Below are 18,881 nucleotides of genomic sequence, written 5' to 3' on the forward strand. Positions count from 1 at the left end.
ATTTTGGTCTTCCGCATGCCCGGCCACGGCGGGTGCACCATCGCTCGCGGACGCCAGCAAAAGCTAGTGCAGCGGCAACAAGATGCGGAAGTCGGTACAGCCCGGCCTGCTCTCGCATTCGATCAAGCCCTCGTGCTGCTGCACGAAGGTTTGAGCGAGTGTGAGACCGAGTCCGCTGCCGCCATCCCTGCCCGATACCAGCGGATAGAAGATGCGTTCGCGGATGTCTTCGGGAATTCCCGGGCCGTTGTCGATGACATGCAAGTCCAATGCCAGCTTGAACAAGCGCTTGGCAATCGTGACCTGGCGCGCCACGCGCGTGCGCAGCACGATCTGCGCATCGCCGCGCGCCATGCGGTCGGCCAGCGCCTGCGCGGCGTTGTGCACGATGTTGAGCACGGCCTGGATCAGTTGCTCCATGTCGCCCTGCAACTCGGGCAGGCTGGCGTCGTAGTCGCGCACGATCTCCAGCCCGTTGGGAAACTCCGCCAGCACCACCGAGCGCACGCGCTCCAGCACTTCGTGGATATTCAGGCTGGATACGATATGGGGATGCCGGTGCGGCTCCAGCAGCCGGTCCACCAGCGTCTGCAGCCGGTCCGATTCCTTGATGATGACCTGCGTGTATTCGCGCAGCGAGCGCTCCGGCAGTTCGAACTCCAGCAGCTGCGCCGCGCCACGGATGCCACCCAGCGGGTTCTTGATCTCGTGGGCCAGGTTGCGGATCAGTTCCTTGTTGGCAGAGGTCAGGTCCAGGATGCGCTCTTCGCGTTCGCTGCGCACCTTCTGTTCATTGGGCAGGATTTCCACCACCACGGTGTCGCCCACCGCTTCCAGCACGGCGATCACAACGTGCACATGGGCCGGCTCCTGCAGCGGCGGGTGCAGGATCAGGTCCTGCCGGCGCACGTCGAACTGCCGCGTGACCACGGTGTCGATCATGCTGTGCAGCTCATCGGAATGCCCGAACAGGTCAGGCAGCGTCAGCTCCACCATGCCCTTGCGCGACACGCCGAAGGTGGCTTCAGCCGCCGGGTTCGCAAAGACCACACGCAGCCCCGGCTGCCGCACCAGCAGCACCGGGTTGGCCACCACGTCCAGGCCGGCATGGAGCGCCACGGCGCCCATGGTCAGCACCTGGGCGCCGCCTTCGGCCGGTGCCGCGTCAGCCGCCGGCGATTCGCCACGGGCGCCGTCGGCACCGCTGACCTTGCGCGAAACTCCGCGAATCAGGCGACGCATAAGACTAGTCCTTCAAATTGCCAAGCTCGCGCCGCAGCGACGCCGCATTGGCCTCGCTGCGGGCGATGTCATCGCGCAGCGCCGCTGTGCGATCGAGGTATTTCTGATAGTTGCGCTCGTTGCCCTGGCGCTCCGGCTGGCCGTTGTTGTACTCGGCACGCAGCCCCTGCAGCTTGGCCTCTTCGGCCTGCAGCTCCTGCGCGAGCACCGCGCGGCGCTCGCCATCGCGGCTCTTCTGCGTGGCGCTGTCCACGCGCGGGAAGCTGGTGCTGCCAGCCGCCGCGCCGGCAGTGCTGCCAGCGCCTTTGGCCGGCGCAGCGATGCGCCCGCCCGGGACCGTCACCACCTCCGGCAGGTTCAGCTTCTTGCACCCCTTGCCGGCGTTGCCATTGCGATACTCGGGCACGCCATTGGGCCCGGTGCAGACATAGACGTCCGAGGACTGCGCGGAAGACTGCCCGGCCCACGTGCCCAGCGTCAGCGCCACGGCACTCACCAGGACAGGGAATCCGAGACGAAATTGGTGCAGAGATCGGGGCAAGGTCAGGGTCCGGCGAGCCGTGCGTGAAGAGGCGTCCATGAACATGGCGTTAGGTTTGAACGGGGGTGGAACACGATTCCCCATTCTAGCGAGCAAAGCAGAAAGGGGCAGCCGAAGCCGCCCCTTTCTGGTGCAACTGTTGCCCGGTCACAACCTGCGTCATTCCCGGGCAAGGGCCGCTTACAGCGAGTAGTACATTTCGAACTCGACCGGGTGCGTGGTCATGCGGAAACGCGTGACTTCTTCCATCTTCAGTTCGATGTAGGCGTCGATCATCGAGTTCGAGAACACGCCGCCGCGGGTCAGGAACTCGCGGTCGTTGTCCAGGTACTCCAGCGCCTGGTCCAGGCTCGAGCACACGGTCGGGATCTTTGCATCCTCTTCCGGCGGCAGGTCGTACAGGTTCTTGTCGGCAGCTTCGCCCGGGTGGATCTTGTTCATCACGCCGTCCAGGCCGGCCATCAGCAGCGCCGAGAAGCCCAGGTACGGGTTCATCAGCGGATCCGGGAAGCGGGTCTCGATGCGGCGGCCCTTCGGGTTGGCCACATACGGGATACGGATCGAAGCCGAGCGGTTGCGGGCCGAGTAGGCCAGCTTCACCGGAGCTTCGAAGCCCGGCACCAGGCGCTTGTACGAGTTCGTGCCCGGGTTGGTGATGGCGTTCAGGGCGCGGGCGTGCTTGATGATGCCGCCGATGTAGTACAGCGCGAATTCCGACAGGCCGGCGTAGCCGTTGCCCGCGAACAGGTTCTGGCCGTCCTTCCACACGGACTGGTGCACGTGCATGCCCGAACCGTTGTCGCCAACGATCGGCTTCGGCATGAAGGTGGCGGTCTTGCCGTAGGTGTGGGCGACGTTCTGGATCACGTACTTCTGCATCTGGGTCCAGTCGGCGCGCTGCACCAGCGTGCTGAAACGGGTGCCGATTTCGTTCTGGCCCTGGCCAGCCACTTCGTGGTGGTGGACTTCAACGGGGATGCCCAGCGATTCCAGGATCAGGCACATTTCCGAACGCATGTCCTGGAAGGTGTCGATCGGGGCGACCGGGAAGTAGCCGCCCTTCTTGCCCGGACGGTGGCCGCTGTTGCCGTGCTCGAACTCCTTGGCCGACGACCACGGGGCTTCTTCGGAGTGGATCTTCACGAAGCAGCCTTGCATGTCGACGTTCCAGGTCACGCCGTCGAAGATGAAGAACTCGGGTTCCGGGCCGAAGAAGGCGGTGTCGCCCAGGCCGGTGCTCTTCAGGTAGGCTTCGGCGCGCTTGGCGATGGAACGCGGGTCGCGGTCATAGCCCTTGCCGTCCGACGGCTCGACCACGTCACAGGACAGCACCAGCGTCGGCTCTTCGTAGAACGGGTCGATGTGGGCCGTGTTCGAATCCGGCATCAGCAGCATGTCCGAAGCTTCGATACCCTTCCAGCCGGCGATCGACGAACCGTCGAAGGCGTGGCCGCTTTCGAACTTGTCTTCATCGAAGTGCGACACGGGCACGGACACGTGTTGTTCCTTGCCTTTGGTATCGGTGAAACGGAAATCGACGAACTTGACGTCGTTTTCCTTCACAAGCTTCATCACGTCTGCAACGCTGTGGGCCATGCCAATCTCCTGGATATTCGGCGGAAGTCTGAGAAAGCCAATTCTTGGGCCTGTCGTCACCGGCGCCGATGCATGCTCTGCCGCGCCGTCCCGACCAGCCACGAAAGGACGAGGAATGTTAGCAGAAAGCGTGCCATGCAAACGCCCCACGACCACCGGCAGCCCGAAAAATGTGCAACGTCGGCGAACCGCGCACCGCGGCGGCGTCAGCGTCCGCTAGGCAAGCAGCGGCTCCGCTGCCGAGTGGCGCGCCGGTTACACGCATTCCCGCTTAGCGCACCCTAATAAAACACCATAATGGTGCATTCAGCAAGGATCAGCACTGTAACAGTGCATGCGCACCAAAACGAGCCATCCGACGCCCCGACAGCCGGCAATCAGGCTTCGAACCGGCCCGGCGCTATAGAATAGTATGTTGCGGTCTTGCCGCACCCATTTCATTCCTCAAATTTGTCACGCAGATGACCACCCGAGACGATCTCCTCCAGGCCGCCCGCCAGCGCCAGCAACAGAACCAGCTCCCGTATTTCGGCGCGCTGTCGCCGCAGGAAGCCTTTGCGCTGCTGCAGAACGACCCTTCCGCCGTGCTGGTCGACGTGCGCACCCAGGCCGAGTTGGACTGGGTCGGCGGCGTAGACGTGCCCGACGCGCAGTTCGCCCATGTCGAATGGATGTCCTATCCGGGCGGAGCGCAGAATGCCCGCTTTCTCGAAGAGCTGAGGGCACGCGTGCCGGCCGACGTGCCGGTGCTGTTCCTGTGCCGCAGCGCGGCGCGCTCCAAGCACGCCGCGCGCGTGGCCACGGAAGCCGGCTACCACTTCGCCATGGACGTGCTGGAAGGCTTCGAGGGCAACCGCGACGACCACCACCACCGCAAGACTGTTGAAGGCTGGTGCGTGCGCGGACTGCCGTGGCACGGCGCCTGATCGCGGTCTGGCCAGAATGAGAGAAGGGGCAGCCAAGGCTGCCCCTTCTTCGTTTTGCGACCCGTGGCGCCTTAAGCCTGCGCCGCTTCGCGCGGCGGCTGCTCCACGGTCTCGAACCCCATCGCCTGCACGCCTTCGAGCAGCATCGCGTAGGCCGGCGCCAGCAGATCGGCCGGGCCCTTGACTCCCAGGTCGATATGGCGGCGAGCGAAGCGGTCGCCGCGCTGCACGTCGCCGACCGACGGCAGGCTGAACACGCGGATGCCCGGATGCGCCGCTTCGACCTTCTCCATCAGCGGCGTCAGCGTGGACTCCGGCGCCTCGAACACGTAGAAGGCCCGCTCCTGCTGCTGCACCTGGTGGAACAGGTGCGCATAGTCGTGGTCCAGCACCCATTCCATCATCGGCCATGCCATCACCGGGAAGCCCGGCATGAAGTGGTGGTGACCGACCGAAAAGCCCGGGATGCGGTTGTAGCTGTTGGGGATGATGCGCGCGCCCTCGGGGAACTCGCCCATCTTGAAGCGGTGCTGGTTTTCCGGCTGGTTCAGGTCGGCCTTGACCGGGTCGCCGCCGGCGGTCTCGGCAATGCGCAGCGCGATCAGCTCGCGCGCCTCGGGATGCAGCACCAGCGGCACGCCCAGCGCGGCGGCCGCGCACTGGCGGGTGTGATCGTCCGGCGTGGCGCCGATGCCGCCGGTGCAGAACACCATGTCCGGGCCGGCCAGCGTGCGCCGCAGCGTGGCGGTGATGCGGGCGCGGTCGTCGCCGACGTATTCGGCCCAGTCCAGCGCCAGGCCGCGCGCGGCCAGCAGTTCGATGGTGCGGCGCAGATGCTTGTCTTCACGCCGCCCCGACAGGATCTCGTCGCCAATGACGATCAGGCCAAAACCCATATTGCCCTCGCTTCAGGAATTTTCGATGCGGCGCACGTCGGTCGGCGCCAGGTCGATGACGTCGCCGTCAAGCGCCGTCTTGCCCGGCTGAGGCGCCGGGGGCTGGGCCGGCACCGCCGCGCGCTCGGCGCGCAGCTGCGCCAGCGCGCGCAGGCAGAAGTGGCCGAACCACAGCGCCGAGAAGATAAAGATCAGCACATAGAGCCACAGCGTGCCGGCCAGCACGAACGGGAACAGGAAGATCACCGCCGCCGACGACACCCACAGCACCGTCGGCGCCGAGCCCAGCAGCCCCACCGCCACCCCGATCACCAGCAGCGGCGTGCGGTGACGCCGCACCAGCGTCTTGCGCTCTTCGGCGCTGGCGTGGTCGGCGAGCGCGTCATACGTCATCACGCGGTAGGTCAGCCAGCCCCACAGCACCGGCGGGATCAGCGCAAAGAACGGCGGGATCAGCCACAGCGGCAGCGTCACCAGCACCAGCACCAGGAACACCAGCGTACTGCCCAGCGACTGGAACACGCTGCCCAGGATGCTGCCGCCATGGGCCTTGGCCAGGTCCGGGTAGCTGCGCTCCAGGTGGCGCACCACTGCCGGCACCGAGAACACGCCGATAAACATCAGCATCGAGGCAATCACCAGCGGGATCGCCAGCGCCGCCACGAACAGCGGCGCCACGATGGTGCGCATCGATTGCAGGCCGAACCAGTCGAGGGCGCTGTAGATCCAGCTGGTCAGGATGGAGGTTTCCAGGAAGCTGCGCGTGGCGCCCATGATGGGGTCCCAGCCCCACCAGAGCAGGCCGCCCCACAGCAGCGTGGCCAGGACGAAAGGCAGCACGGTCAGCATCAGCATGCGGGGATGCAGCTGGCTGACCAGCGCGCGGCCAAACGAGCGGAAAATATCGTTCATGCAATCGAAGGCAAACAGGAGGAAGGGCGCCGGGCGCGGCAGAAGTCCGACTGGGCCGGACCGGCGGCAACCCGAAACACTAGCATACGCCACTTGCCGCCGCGGCGGACTGCCTCCAGACCCGCTGGTTCAGCGCAGCCGCAGCAGCCGCTTGATGCCGTACCACTGATGCGCCAGGAAGCCCGCGCCGTAGTCGCGGCCCTTGCCCAGCGGCGGCGGCAGCTGGTCGCGGATGCCGGTCGGGTGGTAGGTCTCGGTGAAGACCGCGGTGCCGAACAGCATGTCCCACCATGGGAAGATTACGCCGTAGTTGCAGCCGCCCAGCCTGGACGGTGCGCCTTCGGCCTCATGGCCGATGCCCACGGCGTGGTGGGTGCGGTGAAAGCGCGGCGAGATCAGCAGCCGCTCGCCGATGGCGCCGAAGTGCAGCCGCACGTTGGCATGCTGCAGGCTCTGCAGCAGCTGCGACAACGCCACCAGCAGCACGTACTGCGACGGTTCCACGCCCACGCCCAGCGCCACCAGCGCGAACACCAGGTCGCGCAGCATGTCGTCCAGCAGGTGGTTGCGGTTGTCGCTCCACAGCGTCATCTGGCGCTGGCTGTGGTGCACCGCATGCAGGTGCCACCACCAGCGGAACGAATGCGACAGCCGGTGGTACCAGTAGTCGAGGATGTCGAACAGCAGCAGGTAGACAAAGAAGCTGACCAGCGGCACCGAGGTCACGCCCGGCCACCAGTCTTCCACATTGATGCGGTGCCAGCCCATCAGCCGCAGGTCGCCTTCCAGGGCGTCGGTCAGCGGCGCCAGCAGGAAGAACATGGCCAGCCGGAACAGCCCGAGCCGGTGGATCACCGTGTAGAAGATATCGGTGCGGATGGCGGCGCGGTCGGATACCGGCTCGACCGGGCGCCATTTCTCCAGCGGCCCCAGGATCAATGCCATCACCACGATCTGCACCAGGCCTACCAGCAGCCATTCGGTGCCGGTGAAGGCCTCTTCGGCATAGCGGCCAAACCCGAGGTCGTAGACCACGGGCAGCACCACGTCCTGGAACAGCGTGCCCTCAACCTGGCCGATCCAGCCGTTCAGCGTCTCCCACATTACCGCCTGCCCTCCTTTTGTCCCACCGCCTGCGGCCTGGCGATCCAGTCGCGGTAGGCCGGGTGCTCGCGCAGCGTCGCGAAACAGAATCCCTTGCGCTCAAGACCGGCGAGCAGCGGCTCCAGCACGCCAGGCGCCCACGGATCCTTGCGCGACCAGATGCCCAGGTGCGCCATGGTGATATCGCCGTCGCGCAGGTTGGCCAGCGCGCGCTCCAGCAGCGCCGCGTTGGGATAGCGGTCGGACGACAGCTCATCGCCCAGGAACCCCGCCGGCGCCCAGCCGACGTGGCGGAAGCCACACTGTTCGGCCCATTGCACCGTCTGCGGCGCGGTGCGCCCGCCCGGGGCGCGCCACAGCGGCACCATGTCGGCGCCGGTCATGCCGTGGAAAGCGTCGGCGCTGCGCCGCAGCTCCTGGCAGAAGCCGGCCGCGTCCATGGCCATGTCCTTGCCCGCCTGCGCGCCGAACTGCGGCCGCATGGTCACATGGCCGGAGCGCACGCTGCGCAGGTAGACATGGTCGAAGGTATGCGTGCCGAAGGCGTGGCCGTCGGCCACCAGCATCTTCCAGTATGGCGCCCAGGATGGGTCCAGCGAACTGTCCTGGCGCACGGTCGGCTCATTGGCCAGGAAGAAGGTGGCGCGGATATGGTGGCGGCGCAGCGTGTCGGCGATCAGCTGTGCCTGGCTCATGCTGCCGGTGTCGAAGGTCAGGTAGAGCGTGCCGGCCGGGCACGCTTTGGCGGCAGACTGGGCGGCATCAGCCGCCTGCAGCGCGGATGGCAGGCTGCAGGCAAGCGCCAGCGCGGCCAGCAGCTTGCCCAGCCGTCCGGATCGCGATGCCCTGGTGTCATGCATGGTCCCTGCCCAACCCCGTTCAGTATAGCGGCGCGCGCGTGCGGAAATAGATGCCATGCGGCGAGCGCCCGACGCGCACGGTCTTGACCAGCTTGCGGCTGGCCACGTCGACCAGGCCGACCGAGCGCGCCCAGCGGAAGGTGACCCACAGCGTCTTGCCGTCGGCGGTCAGCTCCATATCGTCCGGGCCCGGCGGCAGCCCGGTGATGTCGCCGACCTTGGTCAGCGTCTGCTGGTCGATGATGCTGATGCTGCCCGTGACCCGGTTGCTGAGGAACAGATGGCGCTTGTCGCCGACCGCGCGGAAGTTGTGCGCGCCCTTGCCGGTCTGGATCTGCTTGACCACCGTGCGCGTGCGCCAGTCGATCACGGCCACGTAGTCGGCCCCGGTCATGCCCACCAGCAGGTATTTCTGGTCCGGCGTGACCCAGATGCCCGCCGGCGCCGAGCCGGTTTCCATGCGCCACATCACGTTCTGCGTGACCAGGTCGATGGCTACCACCTCATTGGAGTCCTGCAGCGTGATGAAGGCGATGCGGCTGTCGGCGGTAAAGGCGATATGGCTGGGGGTCTTGGCCAGCGGGAACTGCTTGGCCAGCTTTAGCGCCTTGCCGTCCCAGCGGTAGAGGTCGACACGGTCGAGCCGGTTGCCGGTGGCGACAAACCACTTCTGATCCGGCGAGAAGCCAATCTGGTACGGGTCGTCGACATTGGGCACGCGCTGCTGGACCTTGCCCGAGACCGGGTCCAGGAACACTAGGTCGTTGCCGACCGCGTTGGCAATGATCAGCGACTTGTCGTCCGGCGTGGCGATCAGGTGGTGCGGTTCCTTGCCGATCGGGAAGGTCTCCAGCACCTTCTGGGTATCCTTGTCGATCAGCGTGACGGTTGCATCACCTGAATTCAGAATCACCACCACTTCCGCCGATGCCGGTGCGGCCAGCAGGCCCAGCGCCAGGGCGCCCACCGTGAAACCACCAGCTACAACACGACGCAATGCCAACTGCAGCGCAAACATAAGACCTGCCAGAAGAAGACTGAACCGGCGATTCTAACGGTTGAGCATGAGAATCCGCTGACGTCCCGACTGATGCCCATCAAGATTTTGGCAGATTGTTGCGCCGGAGCGACCATTTGCGGTTCGCCCCGGCATTCCGCCCCGCGCCGGCGCTCAGCGCTGCATCGATTCCCACACTTTCTGCAGCCGCTTGACCGACATCGGCACCGGCGTGCGCAGTTCCTGGGCGAACAGCGCGATGCGCAGTTCCTCCAGCATCCAGCGGAATTCCTCCAGCCGCGCGTCCTCGCCGCCGCGGCCCTGGGTGCGCAGCTGCTTTTCGGCCCGCTGCCACTGCTGCACCAGCGGCGCCATCTCCTGCGTGCGCTGCGTGTCGCGCGCCGGGTCGCCCTTGAGCTTGTCCACCCGCATGGCGATGCCCTTCAGGTAGCGCGGGAAATGGACCAGCTGCGTGTACGGGGTCTCGTCAACAAAGCGCTTGCCCATCAGCCGCCCGAGCTGCGCTTCCATGTCCGCATGGGGCCCGGCGAACGGCTTGGCCTGCAGCAGCTTGCGCGGCAGCCCGGCATACTCGGCCAGGATGGTCCCCACCAGCCGCGCGATCTCCTGCGCCAGCAGCGACAGCCGGGTGCGGCCCTCGTCCTTGCGCGCATTGAACTCGGCCTCGTTGCGCGGCAGCGGCGCCTGCATGCAGGCGCGCTCCAGCGCCAGCATCACGATCTGCTCGCGTAGCATCTCCTGCGTGCCCAGCGTCATGTACTGCATCGCCATCTGCTGCAGGCCCGGGATGTTCTTCTCGATGAACTTGACCTGCTCGCGCAGCTGCAGCGCAAACAGCCGGCGCAGCCCCAGGTGGTGGACGCGTGCGGCTTCCTGCGGGTCGTCGAAGACTTCCACGTCGCAGTGCGTGCCGCGGTCGACCAGCGCGGGATAGCCGAACAGGGTCTGGCTGCCCTTGCGGATCTCCAGCAGCTCGGGCAGCTCACCGAAGGTCCACCCGGTCAGGCCCTCGTACTTGCCGGGCTCGGCCGCGGCCAGCGGCGCCGCCTGCTCCGGGGCCCGGGTTGCCGCCTGTGCCGCGGCTTGCGCGGCCACCCGCTGAAACGACTGCTGCGCCTGCCCGCCCAGCTCGGCGCGCAACTGGGCCAGGTTGCGGCCCATCTCAAGCTGGCGGCCGTGCTCGTCGACCACCTTGAAGTTCATCGTATGGTGCGCGGGCAGCGTTTCCAGCTTGAAGTCGGCCCGCTTGACCATGGTGCCGGTCTGCTCGCGGATATCGGCGATCAGCACGTCCAGCAACTCGCCCTCGCCAAGCGGCTGGCGCGCGACAAAGCCCGCGGCATACTCCGGCAGCGGCACGCAGTGGCGGCGCAGCTTCTGCGGCAGCGACTTGAGCAGCAGGTGCACCTTCTCCCTGATCATGCCCGGCACCAGCCAGTCGGCTCGATCCTGGCGCACCTGGTTGAGTGCGTACAGCGGCACGGTCAGGGTCACGCCGTCGCGGTGGCTGCCTGGCTCGAAGTGGTAGGTCAGCCCCATGTCCACCCCGGCCACGTTCATGGCCTTGGGGAACAGGTCGGTGGTGATGCCGGCCGCCTCGTGCCGCATCAGCTCGTCGCGGTTCAGGTACAGCAGCTTGCGGTCCCTGGCGCTCTCGGCCTGGTACCACTGCTCGAAGGTGGCCTGCTGGCAGATGTCGGCGGGAATCGCGCGATCGTAGAAGGCGTAGATCAGTTCGTCGTCGACCAGCACGTCCTGGCGGCGCGACTTGTGCTCGAGGTTCTCGATCTCGCGCACCAGGCGCTGGTTGTGCGCATAGAACGGCAGGCGCGTATCGAACTCGCCCTCGACCAGCGCGCGGCGGATAAAGATCTCGCGCGCTTCCTGCGGGTTCATCGGGCCGTAGTGCACGCGGCGGTGCTGGTAGACCACCAGCCCATACAGCGTGGCGCGCTCCAGCGCCAGCACCTGGCCCGCCTTCTTTTCCCAGTGCGGATCGCTCCAGCTGACCTTGAGCAGGTGGCGGCCCACCTGTTCCAGCCATTCCGGCTCGATGCGCGCCAGCGTGCGCGCGAACAGCCGGCTGGTCTCGACCAGCTCGGCCGCGACAATCCAGCGCCCGACCTTGCGCGCGATCAGCGAGCCCGGCCACAGGTGGAACTTGATGCCGCGCGCGCCCAGGTATTCGCGGCCCTTGCCGTCGCCGTCCTCGATGCGGCAGCCGACATTGCCCAGCAGGCCGGTCAGCAGCGCCTTGTGCACCTGCTCATAGGTGGGCTCGCTGTCGTTCAGGCGCCAGCCCTGCTCGGTCACCGTGGTCAGCAACTGCGAATGCACGTCGCGCCACTCGCGCAGCCGCAGGTGCGACAGGAAGTGAGCGCGGCACTGGTCCTGCAGTTGGCGGTTGGACTTCTTGTGCGCGACCGCGTCCTCGAACCACTTCCACAGCCTGACCCAGCCCAGGAACTCGGACTTCTCGTCCATGAACTTGCGATGCGCCTGGTCGGCGGCTTCCTGCGCCTCCTGCGGGCGGTCGCGCGGGTCCTGCACCGACAGCGCGCTGGCGATGACCAGCACCTCGCGCAGGCACTGGTGCTCGCGCGCGGCCAGGATCATGCGCGCCACGCGCGGGTCCAGCGGCAGCTTGGCCAGCTGGCGCCCGGTGCCGGTAAGCTGGTTGGCGTCGTCGACCGCGCCCAGTTCCTGCAGCAGTTGGTAGCCGTCCGCCACGGCGCGGCCCAGCGGCGGCTCGATAAACGGGAACGACTCGATCTCGGTCAGCCGCAGCGCCTTCATGCGCAGGATCACCGCGGCCAGCGACGAGCGCAGGATCTCGGGGTCGGTAAAGCGCGGCCGGCCGGTGAAATCGGACTCTTCATACAGCCGGATGCACACGCCGTTGGCAACCCGGCCGCAACGGCCGGCGCGCTGGTTGGCAGCGGCCTGCGAGATCGACTCGACCTGCAGCTGCTCGACCTTGTTGCGGTACGAGTAGCGCTTGACCCGCGCCAGCCCGGTATCGACCACGTAGCGGATGCCCGGCACCGTCAGCGAGGTTTCGGCGACGTTGGTCGCCAGCACGATGCGCCGTGCGTTGGACGGCTTGAACACACGCTCCTGCTCCTGCACCGAAAGCCGCGCAAACAGCGGCAGGATCTCGGTATGCGGCGGGTGGTGCTTGCGCAGCGCCTCGGCGGCTTCGCGGATCTCGCGCTCGCCTGGCAGGAAGACCAGCACATCGCCGGGGCCGACGCGGCACAGTTCGTCGACGGCCTCGACAATGCCATCGTACAGGTCGCGCTCGCGCGCCTGCGGGCTGCGCGGCGCGCCCGCGGGCACGTCCTCGGTGATCGGACGGTAACGCACTTCCACCGGATACAAGCGGCCGCTGACCTCGATCACCGGCGCCGGCTTGTCGCCCGCGGCGAAATGCTGGGCAAAACGCTGGGCGTCGATGGTGGCCGAGGTGATGATCACCTTCAGGTCCGGGCGCTTCGGCAGGATCTGGCGCAGGTAGCCGATCAGGAAGTCGATGTTCAGGCTGCGCTCGTGCGCCTCATCGATGATCAGCGTGTCGTAGGCGCGCAGCAGCGGATCGTTCTGGGTCTCCGCCAGCAGGATGCCGTCGGTCATCAGCTTGACCGACGCCCCCGACGACATGGTGTCGTTGAAACGCACCTGGTAGCCCACGTGCTCGCCCAGCGGCGTGCCGATTTCCTGCGCGATGCGCTTGGCGGTCGAGGTGGCGGCGATGCGCCGCGGCTGGGTGTGGCCGATCAGCCCCCCACCCTCGCGCCCCGGGCCGCGCCCGATCGACAGGCAGATCTTGGGCAGCTGGGTGGTCTTGCCCGAGCCGGTCTCGCCCGAGACGATCACCACCTGGTTGGCCTGCAGCGCCGCGGCAATCTCGTTGCGGCGGCCGGAGACCGGCAGGGCCTCCGGAAAGGTGATTGGCGGCAGCGGGTTGACCGGCCTTGGCGCACGCTGCGCACGCGCCTCGCGGGGACCGCGTGGCGGGCGCTGCCCGGCTTCACTGGCCGGCCGGGCAGCGGCTGGCTGCGGACGGACGTCCGGCTTCCTGACCGGGCCTGGGGCCGGCCGGGACTGGGTTGGGGAGGCGGACTGACCGGCACCGGCGCGCTGGCTCGGCGCGGCGGGTGGTTTAGGCTTGACGGGGCGTTGTTCTGACATTGGCCGGGATTATAATCCGCGGGATGAACGCCAGAACCGATGCGCCGCAGACGGCGCCTGCCTCCTCACCCGCCGCCCCCGTGCCGGCGGAGCCGCCTGCGGCTGAATTCCCCGCGCCTGCCCCGACCTCCCCCGTGCCCGCCGTCTCGGCGCCCACGGCGGCCGACCCTGAGCGCAGCGGCCCCGACCACCAGCAGTTCGTCGACTGGCTGCGCATGGTGGCGCCGTATATCCATGCCTTCCGCGGCAAGACCTTTGTGATCGCCTTCGCCGGCGAACTGGTCAAGTCGGGCGTGCTCAATGCGCTGGTCAACGATGTCGCGCTGCTGCACGCCATGGGCATGCAGATCGTGCTGGTGCATGGCTCGCGCCCGCAGGTGGAAGAACAGCTGGCGCTGCGCCATGTCGAGTCACAGTTCGTCGATGGCGTGCGCGTCACCGACAACGCCGCGCTCGAATGCGCCAAGGAGGCCGCCGGCGAGCTGCGCCTGGACATCGAGGCCGCCTTCAGCCAGGGCCTGCCCAATACGCCGATGGCCGGCGCCCAGCTGTCGGTGATCTCCGGCAACTTCGTGACTGCCCGCCCGGTCGGCATCGTCAACGGCACCGACTACCAGCACACCGGCCTGGTGCGCAAGATCGACGCCGAGTCCGTGCGCATGTCGCTGTCGCACGGCAAGGTGGTGCTGCTGTCGCCGCTGGGCTTTTCGCCCACCGGCCAGGCCTTCAACCTGTCGATGGAAGACGTGGCCAGCGCCACCGCCACCGCGCTCAAGGCCGACAAGCTGATCTTCATCACCGAAGTGCCGGGCGTGCCCGACCCGGTCGGCAAGATGATGCAGGAAATGTCGCTGCGCACCGCGGTGGAGCGCCTGCAGAACAAGCACCTGCCGCCGGACGTGGCCAACTACCTGCAGCACCTGGTAAAGGCGCTCAAGGGCGGCGTGCCGCGTGCGCACCTGATCCCCTATTCGCTCGACGGCGCGGTGCTGCTGGAACTGTTCCTGCACGACGGCGTCGGCACCATGCTGTCCGACACCGACCTGGAAAGCCTGCGCGAAGCCACGCTCGACGACGTCGGCGGCATCGTCCAGCTGATCGCCCCGCTGGAGCAGGACGGCACGCTGGTGCCGCGCGGACGCCACCTGATCGAGCGCGATATCTCCAACTTCTCGGTGATCGAGCACGACGGCGTGCTGTTCGGCTGCGCGGCGCTCTACGACTACCCGCGCGAGAACATGGGCGAGATGGCCTGCCTGACGGTATCGCAGGAAGCCCAGGGCACCGGCGACGGCGAGCGCCTGCTCAAGCGCATCGAGCGCCGCGCCCGCGCGCTCGGCCTGGAAAAGCTGTTCGTGCTCACCACCCGCACCGAACACTGGTTCCTGAAGCGCGGTTTCGTCCACGCCAACGTCGACGACCTGCCCGAGGACAAGCGCAAGCTCTACAACTGGCAGCGCAAGTCCATGGTGCTGATGAAAAAGCTGTGACGCCGTAGGGGCAATCGCCGCCGCGCTGCGGCCCCGTGCCCTGCTTGGCTACAATAGCGCCAGCGCCTCAGCACCTGACAAACAAACCAAGGAGTCCCCATGGCCCGCATGGTCCAATGCATCAAGCTGAACAAGGAAGCCGAAGGCCTCGACTTCCCGCCGCTGCCCGGCGAACTGGGCAAGAAGATCTGGCAAAGCGTGTCGAAGGAAGCCTGGGCTGGCTGGCTCAAGCACCAGACCATGCTGATCAACGAAAACCGCTTGAACATGGCCGATGCGCGCGCGCGCCAGTACCTGCTCAAGCAGACCGAGAAGTACTTCTTCGGCGAAGGCGCCGACCAGGCCCAGGGCTACGTGCCGCCGCAGTCCTGAACCGGACCGGCCAATGACGAAAGGGGTGCCTCAGGCACCCCTTTTTGCTTGGTAGCGGACGACGCCGCTCAGTAGTCCGTGCGCTGCACGCCGTCGCCGGTGCCCAGCAGCAGCACATCCGCGCCGCGCAGCGCGAACAGGCCCACCGTGACCACGCCCGGCATCTGGTTGACGGCCTGCTCCAGGCCGCACGGATCGTCGATCTTCAGGCCGACCACGTCCAGGATCACATTGCCGTTGTCGGTCTTGTAGATGCCGCCTTCCTTGGTCATGCGCAGGCGCGGCTGGCCACCCAGGGCCTGCAGCTTGCGCGCCACCGCGGCACGTGCCATCGGGATCACCTCGACCGGCAGCGGGAAGGTGCCCATGGTCTGGACCAGCTTGCTGCCGTCGGCGATGCAGACAAAGCGCTTCGCGACCGAGGCCACGATCTTCTCGCGCGTGAGCGCCCCGCCGCCGCCCTTGATCATGGCGCCGCTGGCGTCGATCTCGTCGGCGCCGTCGACATACACCGGGATCTCGTCGACTTCGTTCAGGTCCAGCACCTTGAAGCCGTGCTGCTGCAGGCGGCGCGTGGACGCCTCGGAGCTCGACACCGCACCGGCGAAGCGCTCCTTGAATGCCGCCACGGCGTCAATGAAGAGATTGGCGGTGGAGCCCGTGCCCACGCCGAGCACCGCCCCTTCGGGCACTTCCTGCTTCACGTAGTCGGCGGCAGCTTGCGCGACCAGCGCCTTGAGTTCATCCTGAGTCATGACAACAGCCAGATTGCGTTGGGGGAGGGTAGGAGAAGTCCATCACTGGACTCCTCCCCCCTAAGAACCGTACGTGCGAGTTTCCCCGCATACGGCTCAAGCCTTTACAAAGTGATTGAACTTATTCAAACACCGGTTTCACAGCAATTTTACCGTAGTGATGAACTTGGACATGGCAATCGGGGTGCAGCAATACGCGATTTCCTAGAGCATCTGAACCCCCAAGAATCCGGGGTTCGATGTGATGGTCATCCCATCCAGTCTCGTCGTTCAACGCGCCTTGACACACCGCGCACAAGCCCCGCTGAGAAACGTACAGCTTTGCCCATTGCTTTCGGTACGACATGCGATCTGCCATGCGTTCCTGCCGCAATTTCTCGCCATACATCTCCTGCGCCGGGTCGAAGGGATGGTAGTCCGCCCGCACCTTCTTGTGCCGCCGGATGAGCGTACTCGGAATCGAATACAACTCCATCCAGTAGCGTTCACCTGCCTTGTTCACAGCAGTGGTTCCGAACACCCAGTTCCGATCCCCAACTGAGGCGTAATACTTCTTTCGCACCCATTCGGAGTTCTTCCCTCGATGTCGCCGTTTTGCCCACCTCCATAGAGCCCTAAAAATCAGGTTTTCCATTCGGGTGAACGCCGCCTTCGCTACCACCGGGCAGTGATACTGCGCCCAGCCCCTTAGCATCGGGTTCAGCAGTCGAATCAATTTCTCCTGCTTGACCGTCTTGTTTGCACTGATGACCTCCTTCACCTTGCTGTAGAACGCTTTCACGTTCTTCTTGCCTGGCTTGATGAGCAGCTTTCCCGAATACTTCCGGAAATTCCACCCCAGAAAGTCAAAGCCGTCAGCGATATTGACGATCCGCGTTTTCTCCGTCGATAGCGTCAGCCCCCGTACTGCAAGGAACCGTTCTACCCACGGCTTCACTTCGTTTTCTAACACCTCCGGCGTATTACCGGTGATCACGAAGTCGTCCGCATAGCGCACAACATTTACTTTGAGCTTCTTTGTTTTGGCGACGCCCAGCTTAGTTCGGAAGAACTCCTCCAGTTGTCGTTCCAATCCATTCAGTGCCACGTTTGCCAGAGTCGGGGAGATGATGCCTCCCTGCGGTGTTCCAGCGTCGGTCGCCTGAAACTGGCCCTGAAATACCACGCCAGCCTTCAACCACTTCCGAAGGATTGCTTTGTCCATCGGGACATTGCGTTCCAGCCAGTCGTGACTGATATGGTCGAAGCACCCCTTGATATCCGCTTCCAGCACCCATTGGGCCGAAGCCTTCTGGGATAGGGATACGAATAGCTGAGACATGGCATCGTGAGTCGAGCGATTGATCCGAAACCCGTAAGAGTTTGGATCGCTCGTCCCTTCGGACACCGGTTCCAGCGCCAGCAGATACAGCGCCTGCATGGCTCGGTCGTGCAGGGTCGGAATGCCCAGAGGGCGCTTCTTCCCATTCGACTTGGGGATGTAGACCCTCCGTAAAGGCAGTGGCCTGTACCCCCGGCGCTTCAACCTCCCGATGGCTTCCCACCGGGCTTCAGACGTTTCCCACTTTACGCGATCGACTCCCGCCGTCCGCGCACCTTGGTTCATCGCCACTCGCCGCACCGCCGATGCCTTGGCGGACCACGAGCGGGTCAGGGACCTTTGCAAGGCTTTTACCCTGCGCCAATCCCCTTCCTGTGTTGCCTTCGCAATTCGAATCTGCATTACCCGAACGTTCCGGTCGACGCGGCGCCAATCAATGTCGCCCCATCTTTGCGGTACGCCGGAAGGCGCAGATTCATCCTTGCGGATCAATGCTTCCATGCTGCCCTCCTATCTTGAGGATCTTCCCCAACATCGAGAGACAACATGCCCCTTGAGGGACAGGTTGTCCCTCAAGGGAAGAAAAATTAAACAAGCGAGTTTAGTCAGCCGTCTTGCGACGAGAAGACCAGTTGGAAGTCTGCCCGCTTTCGCGTGGGATGATGTTTCAACCCCTATCCGAGCCATTACAGCCCGGCATTCGCTTTTTCCAACCTCCCATACCCGCACAGCCGACAGCGTTCCTTACGGTTCGCCTGCCTGAGTCGTACAGCACTCCGGCGGCCATACGGGCTTACCACGTTCCCCACGCGTTACAAGACTGGGTTAGGACCTGCCTCTTCGCCGATGGTCTACTGACGACGTATCCCGAGTTTCCAGCGGGATAACCGACCACATACCATTTTGGTTAGTGCCACTTAGTAGCGTAAGCACCGTACTACTCACGACGTTTATCAGCAGTTCACATATGTTGCCCTTACCAGTCAGCCTAGCTCCTCGACCGATGCTACTTCGGTCTGCTACCCACGGACCTCACGGCCCCTGAGCACCCTTGCGGGGGCTACATTGTCAGAAGAGCTTCACACCTCACCGTTACCAGTGACGCATGTCTCCCTAGGCTACTACCAGTCGCATGGCAGGTTCTCTATCGAGGCACCCTCACGGGCGTACTCGACCGAACAATAACGCATGGAGCCTTCGGCTCCGGGACCTCACTTCCTTACTCATGTGCCCGAATACGAGCGAGCACTTGACGATGGCCGAGCTCTTGCGAGCGCCAACCACCGTCCCAATGGCGTAGCGCCGATCCAATCCGGACCGGTTTAAAGCTATGTGGCGTTTACGCAACAAAATTGCCGTTGCACACCCGCCCGCACCCTCCGTGGAGGGGCGTTACAGAGAACTCGCCCAAAGGCGAGCGTCCCCGCCCTTGGGCAATGGCTGGAAATCCATCCAGCAAAAGCAAGCTGTGCGTCAGCCAGTACACCGGCCTTCGCACAACATATCGGACTCCCCCGGCTTTACCAGCCAGGCTTGTCGAAGCAAGTAATGGTTGGGATTGGACGGATCGGGCCGAGGCCCTATCCTTGTCCCAACAAAGGTCGATGCTCCTTACGTTGGAGCTACCCGGACACGAGAGTGCGTGTCGCACGGAAAC

Annotated in this window: 14 protein-coding genes; 3 read left to right on the forward strand and 11 right to left on the reverse strand. The window is 65.3% G+C overall.

From position 1 onward, the window contains the following. Positions 1-63 precede the first annotated feature (63 nt). The 3 genes from glnL to RS901_RS18350 all read right to left on the reverse strand — a co-directional run bounded on the left by glnL (position 64) and on the right by RS901_RS18350 (position 3,379). Positions 64-1,242: a nitrogen regulation protein NR(II) gene (glnL, locus tag RS901_RS18340; RefSeq protein WP_316150326.1), complete on the reverse strand. Its 1,179-nt coding sequence runs from the start codon at positions 1,240-1,242 to the stop codon at positions 64-66. A gap of 4 nt (positions 1,243-1,246) precedes the next feature. Beyond that, complete coding sequence (locus RS901_RS18345; RefSeq protein ID WP_316150327.1) at positions 1,247-1,822, reverse strand: DUF4124 domain-containing protein; 576 nt, start codon at positions 1,820-1,822, stop codon at positions 1,247-1,249. A 141-nt stretch (positions 1,823-1,963) separates the two neighbouring features. Beyond that, complete coding sequence (locus tag RS901_RS18350; RefSeq protein WP_010809454.1) at positions 1,964-3,379, reverse strand: 3-hydroxylaminophenol mutase; 1,416 nt, start codon at positions 3,377-3,379, stop codon at positions 1,964-1,966. 461 nt (positions 3,380-3,840) lie between these two features. Between RS901_RS18350 and RS901_RS18355 the strand changes: the two genes are divergently transcribed. Then, the gene (locus RS901_RS18355) at positions 3,841-4,305 is read left to right on the forward strand and encodes a rhodanese-like domain-containing protein (RefSeq protein WP_114132567.1); all 465 of its coding nucleotides are present in this window, start codon (positions 3,841-3,843) and stop codon (positions 4,303-4,305) included. A 71-nt stretch (positions 4,306-4,376) separates the two neighbouring features. Here RS901_RS18355 and RS901_RS18360 read toward each other — a convergent pair whose 3' ends face one another. The 6 genes from RS901_RS18360 to hrpA form a co-directional block, all read right to left on the reverse strand. Then, a complete protein-coding gene (locus tag RS901_RS18360) occupies positions 4,377-5,201 on the reverse strand; it encodes a competence/damage-inducible protein A (RefSeq protein WP_316150328.1) in 825 nt (274 codons plus the stop codon). A gap of 12 nt (positions 5,202-5,213) precedes the next feature. After that, entirely contained in the window at positions 5,214-6,113 is a 900-nt protein-coding gene (locus RS901_RS18365) for an EI24 domain-containing protein (protein WP_316150330.1), read from the reverse strand. A gap of 129 nt (positions 6,114-6,242) precedes the next feature. Continuing rightward, complete coding sequence (locus tag RS901_RS18370; protein WP_316150332.1) at positions 6,243-7,217, reverse strand: sterol desaturase family protein; 975 nt, start codon at positions 7,215-7,217, stop codon at positions 6,243-6,245. Then, complete coding sequence (locus tag RS901_RS18375; RefSeq protein ID WP_316150333.1) at positions 7,217-8,077, reverse strand: polysaccharide deacetylase family protein; 861 nt, start codon at positions 8,075-8,077, stop codon at positions 7,217-7,219. Before RS901_RS18375 ends, RS901_RS18370 begins: the two co-directional genes overlap by 1 nt. Positions 8,078-8,096: 19 nt before the next feature. Further along, the gene (locus tag RS901_RS18380; protein WP_316150334.1) at positions 8,097-9,095 is read right to left on the reverse strand and encodes a cytochrome D1 domain-containing protein; all 999 of its coding nucleotides are present in this window, start codon (positions 9,093-9,095) and stop codon (positions 8,097-8,099) included. Positions 9,096-9,248: 153 nt separating this feature from the next. Then, positions 9,249-13,286, reverse strand: a complete 4,038-nt coding sequence (gene hrpA / locus RS901_RS18385) for an ATP-dependent RNA helicase HrpA (RefSeq protein WP_316150335.1) — start codon at positions 13,284-13,286, stop codon at positions 9,249-9,251. A 23-nt stretch (positions 13,287-13,309) separates the two neighbouring features. On the opposite strand from hrpA, the gene argA reads away from it, so the two are divergent. Then, entirely contained in the window at positions 13,310-14,776 is a 1,467-nt protein-coding gene (gene argA, locus RS901_RS18390; RefSeq protein WP_316150336.1) for an amino-acid N-acetyltransferase, read from the forward strand. 99 nt (positions 14,777-14,875) lie between these two features. After that, positions 14,876-15,148, forward strand: coding sequence for an oxidative damage protection protein (locus RS901_RS18395; RefSeq protein WP_010809445.1), 273 nt, complete (start codon positions 14,876-14,878; stop codon positions 15,146-15,148). 68 nt (positions 15,149-15,216) lie between these two features. On the opposite strand, the gene rpiA is transcribed toward RS901_RS18395, so the two are convergent. After that, on the reverse strand, positions 15,217-15,903 hold the full coding sequence (gene rpiA, locus RS901_RS18400) for a ribose-5-phosphate isomerase RpiA (protein ID WP_316150337.1): 687 nt from the start codon (positions 15,901-15,903) through the stop codon (positions 15,217-15,219). A gap of 121 nt (positions 15,904-16,024) precedes the next feature. Continuing rightward, the gene (gene ltrA / locus RS901_RS18405; RefSeq protein ID WP_316150338.1) at positions 16,025-17,725 is read right to left on the reverse strand and encodes a group II intron reverse transcriptase/maturase; all 1,701 of its coding nucleotides are present in this window, start codon (positions 17,723-17,725) and stop codon (positions 16,025-16,027) included. Positions 17,726-18,881 lie beyond the last annotated feature (1,156 nt).

Source organism: Cupriavidus sp. BIC8F (assembly GCF_032465815.1).
In the GTDB taxonomy this organism is placed as follows: Bacteria; Pseudomonadota; Gammaproteobacteria; order Burkholderiales; family Burkholderiaceae; genus Cupriavidus; species Cupriavidus necator.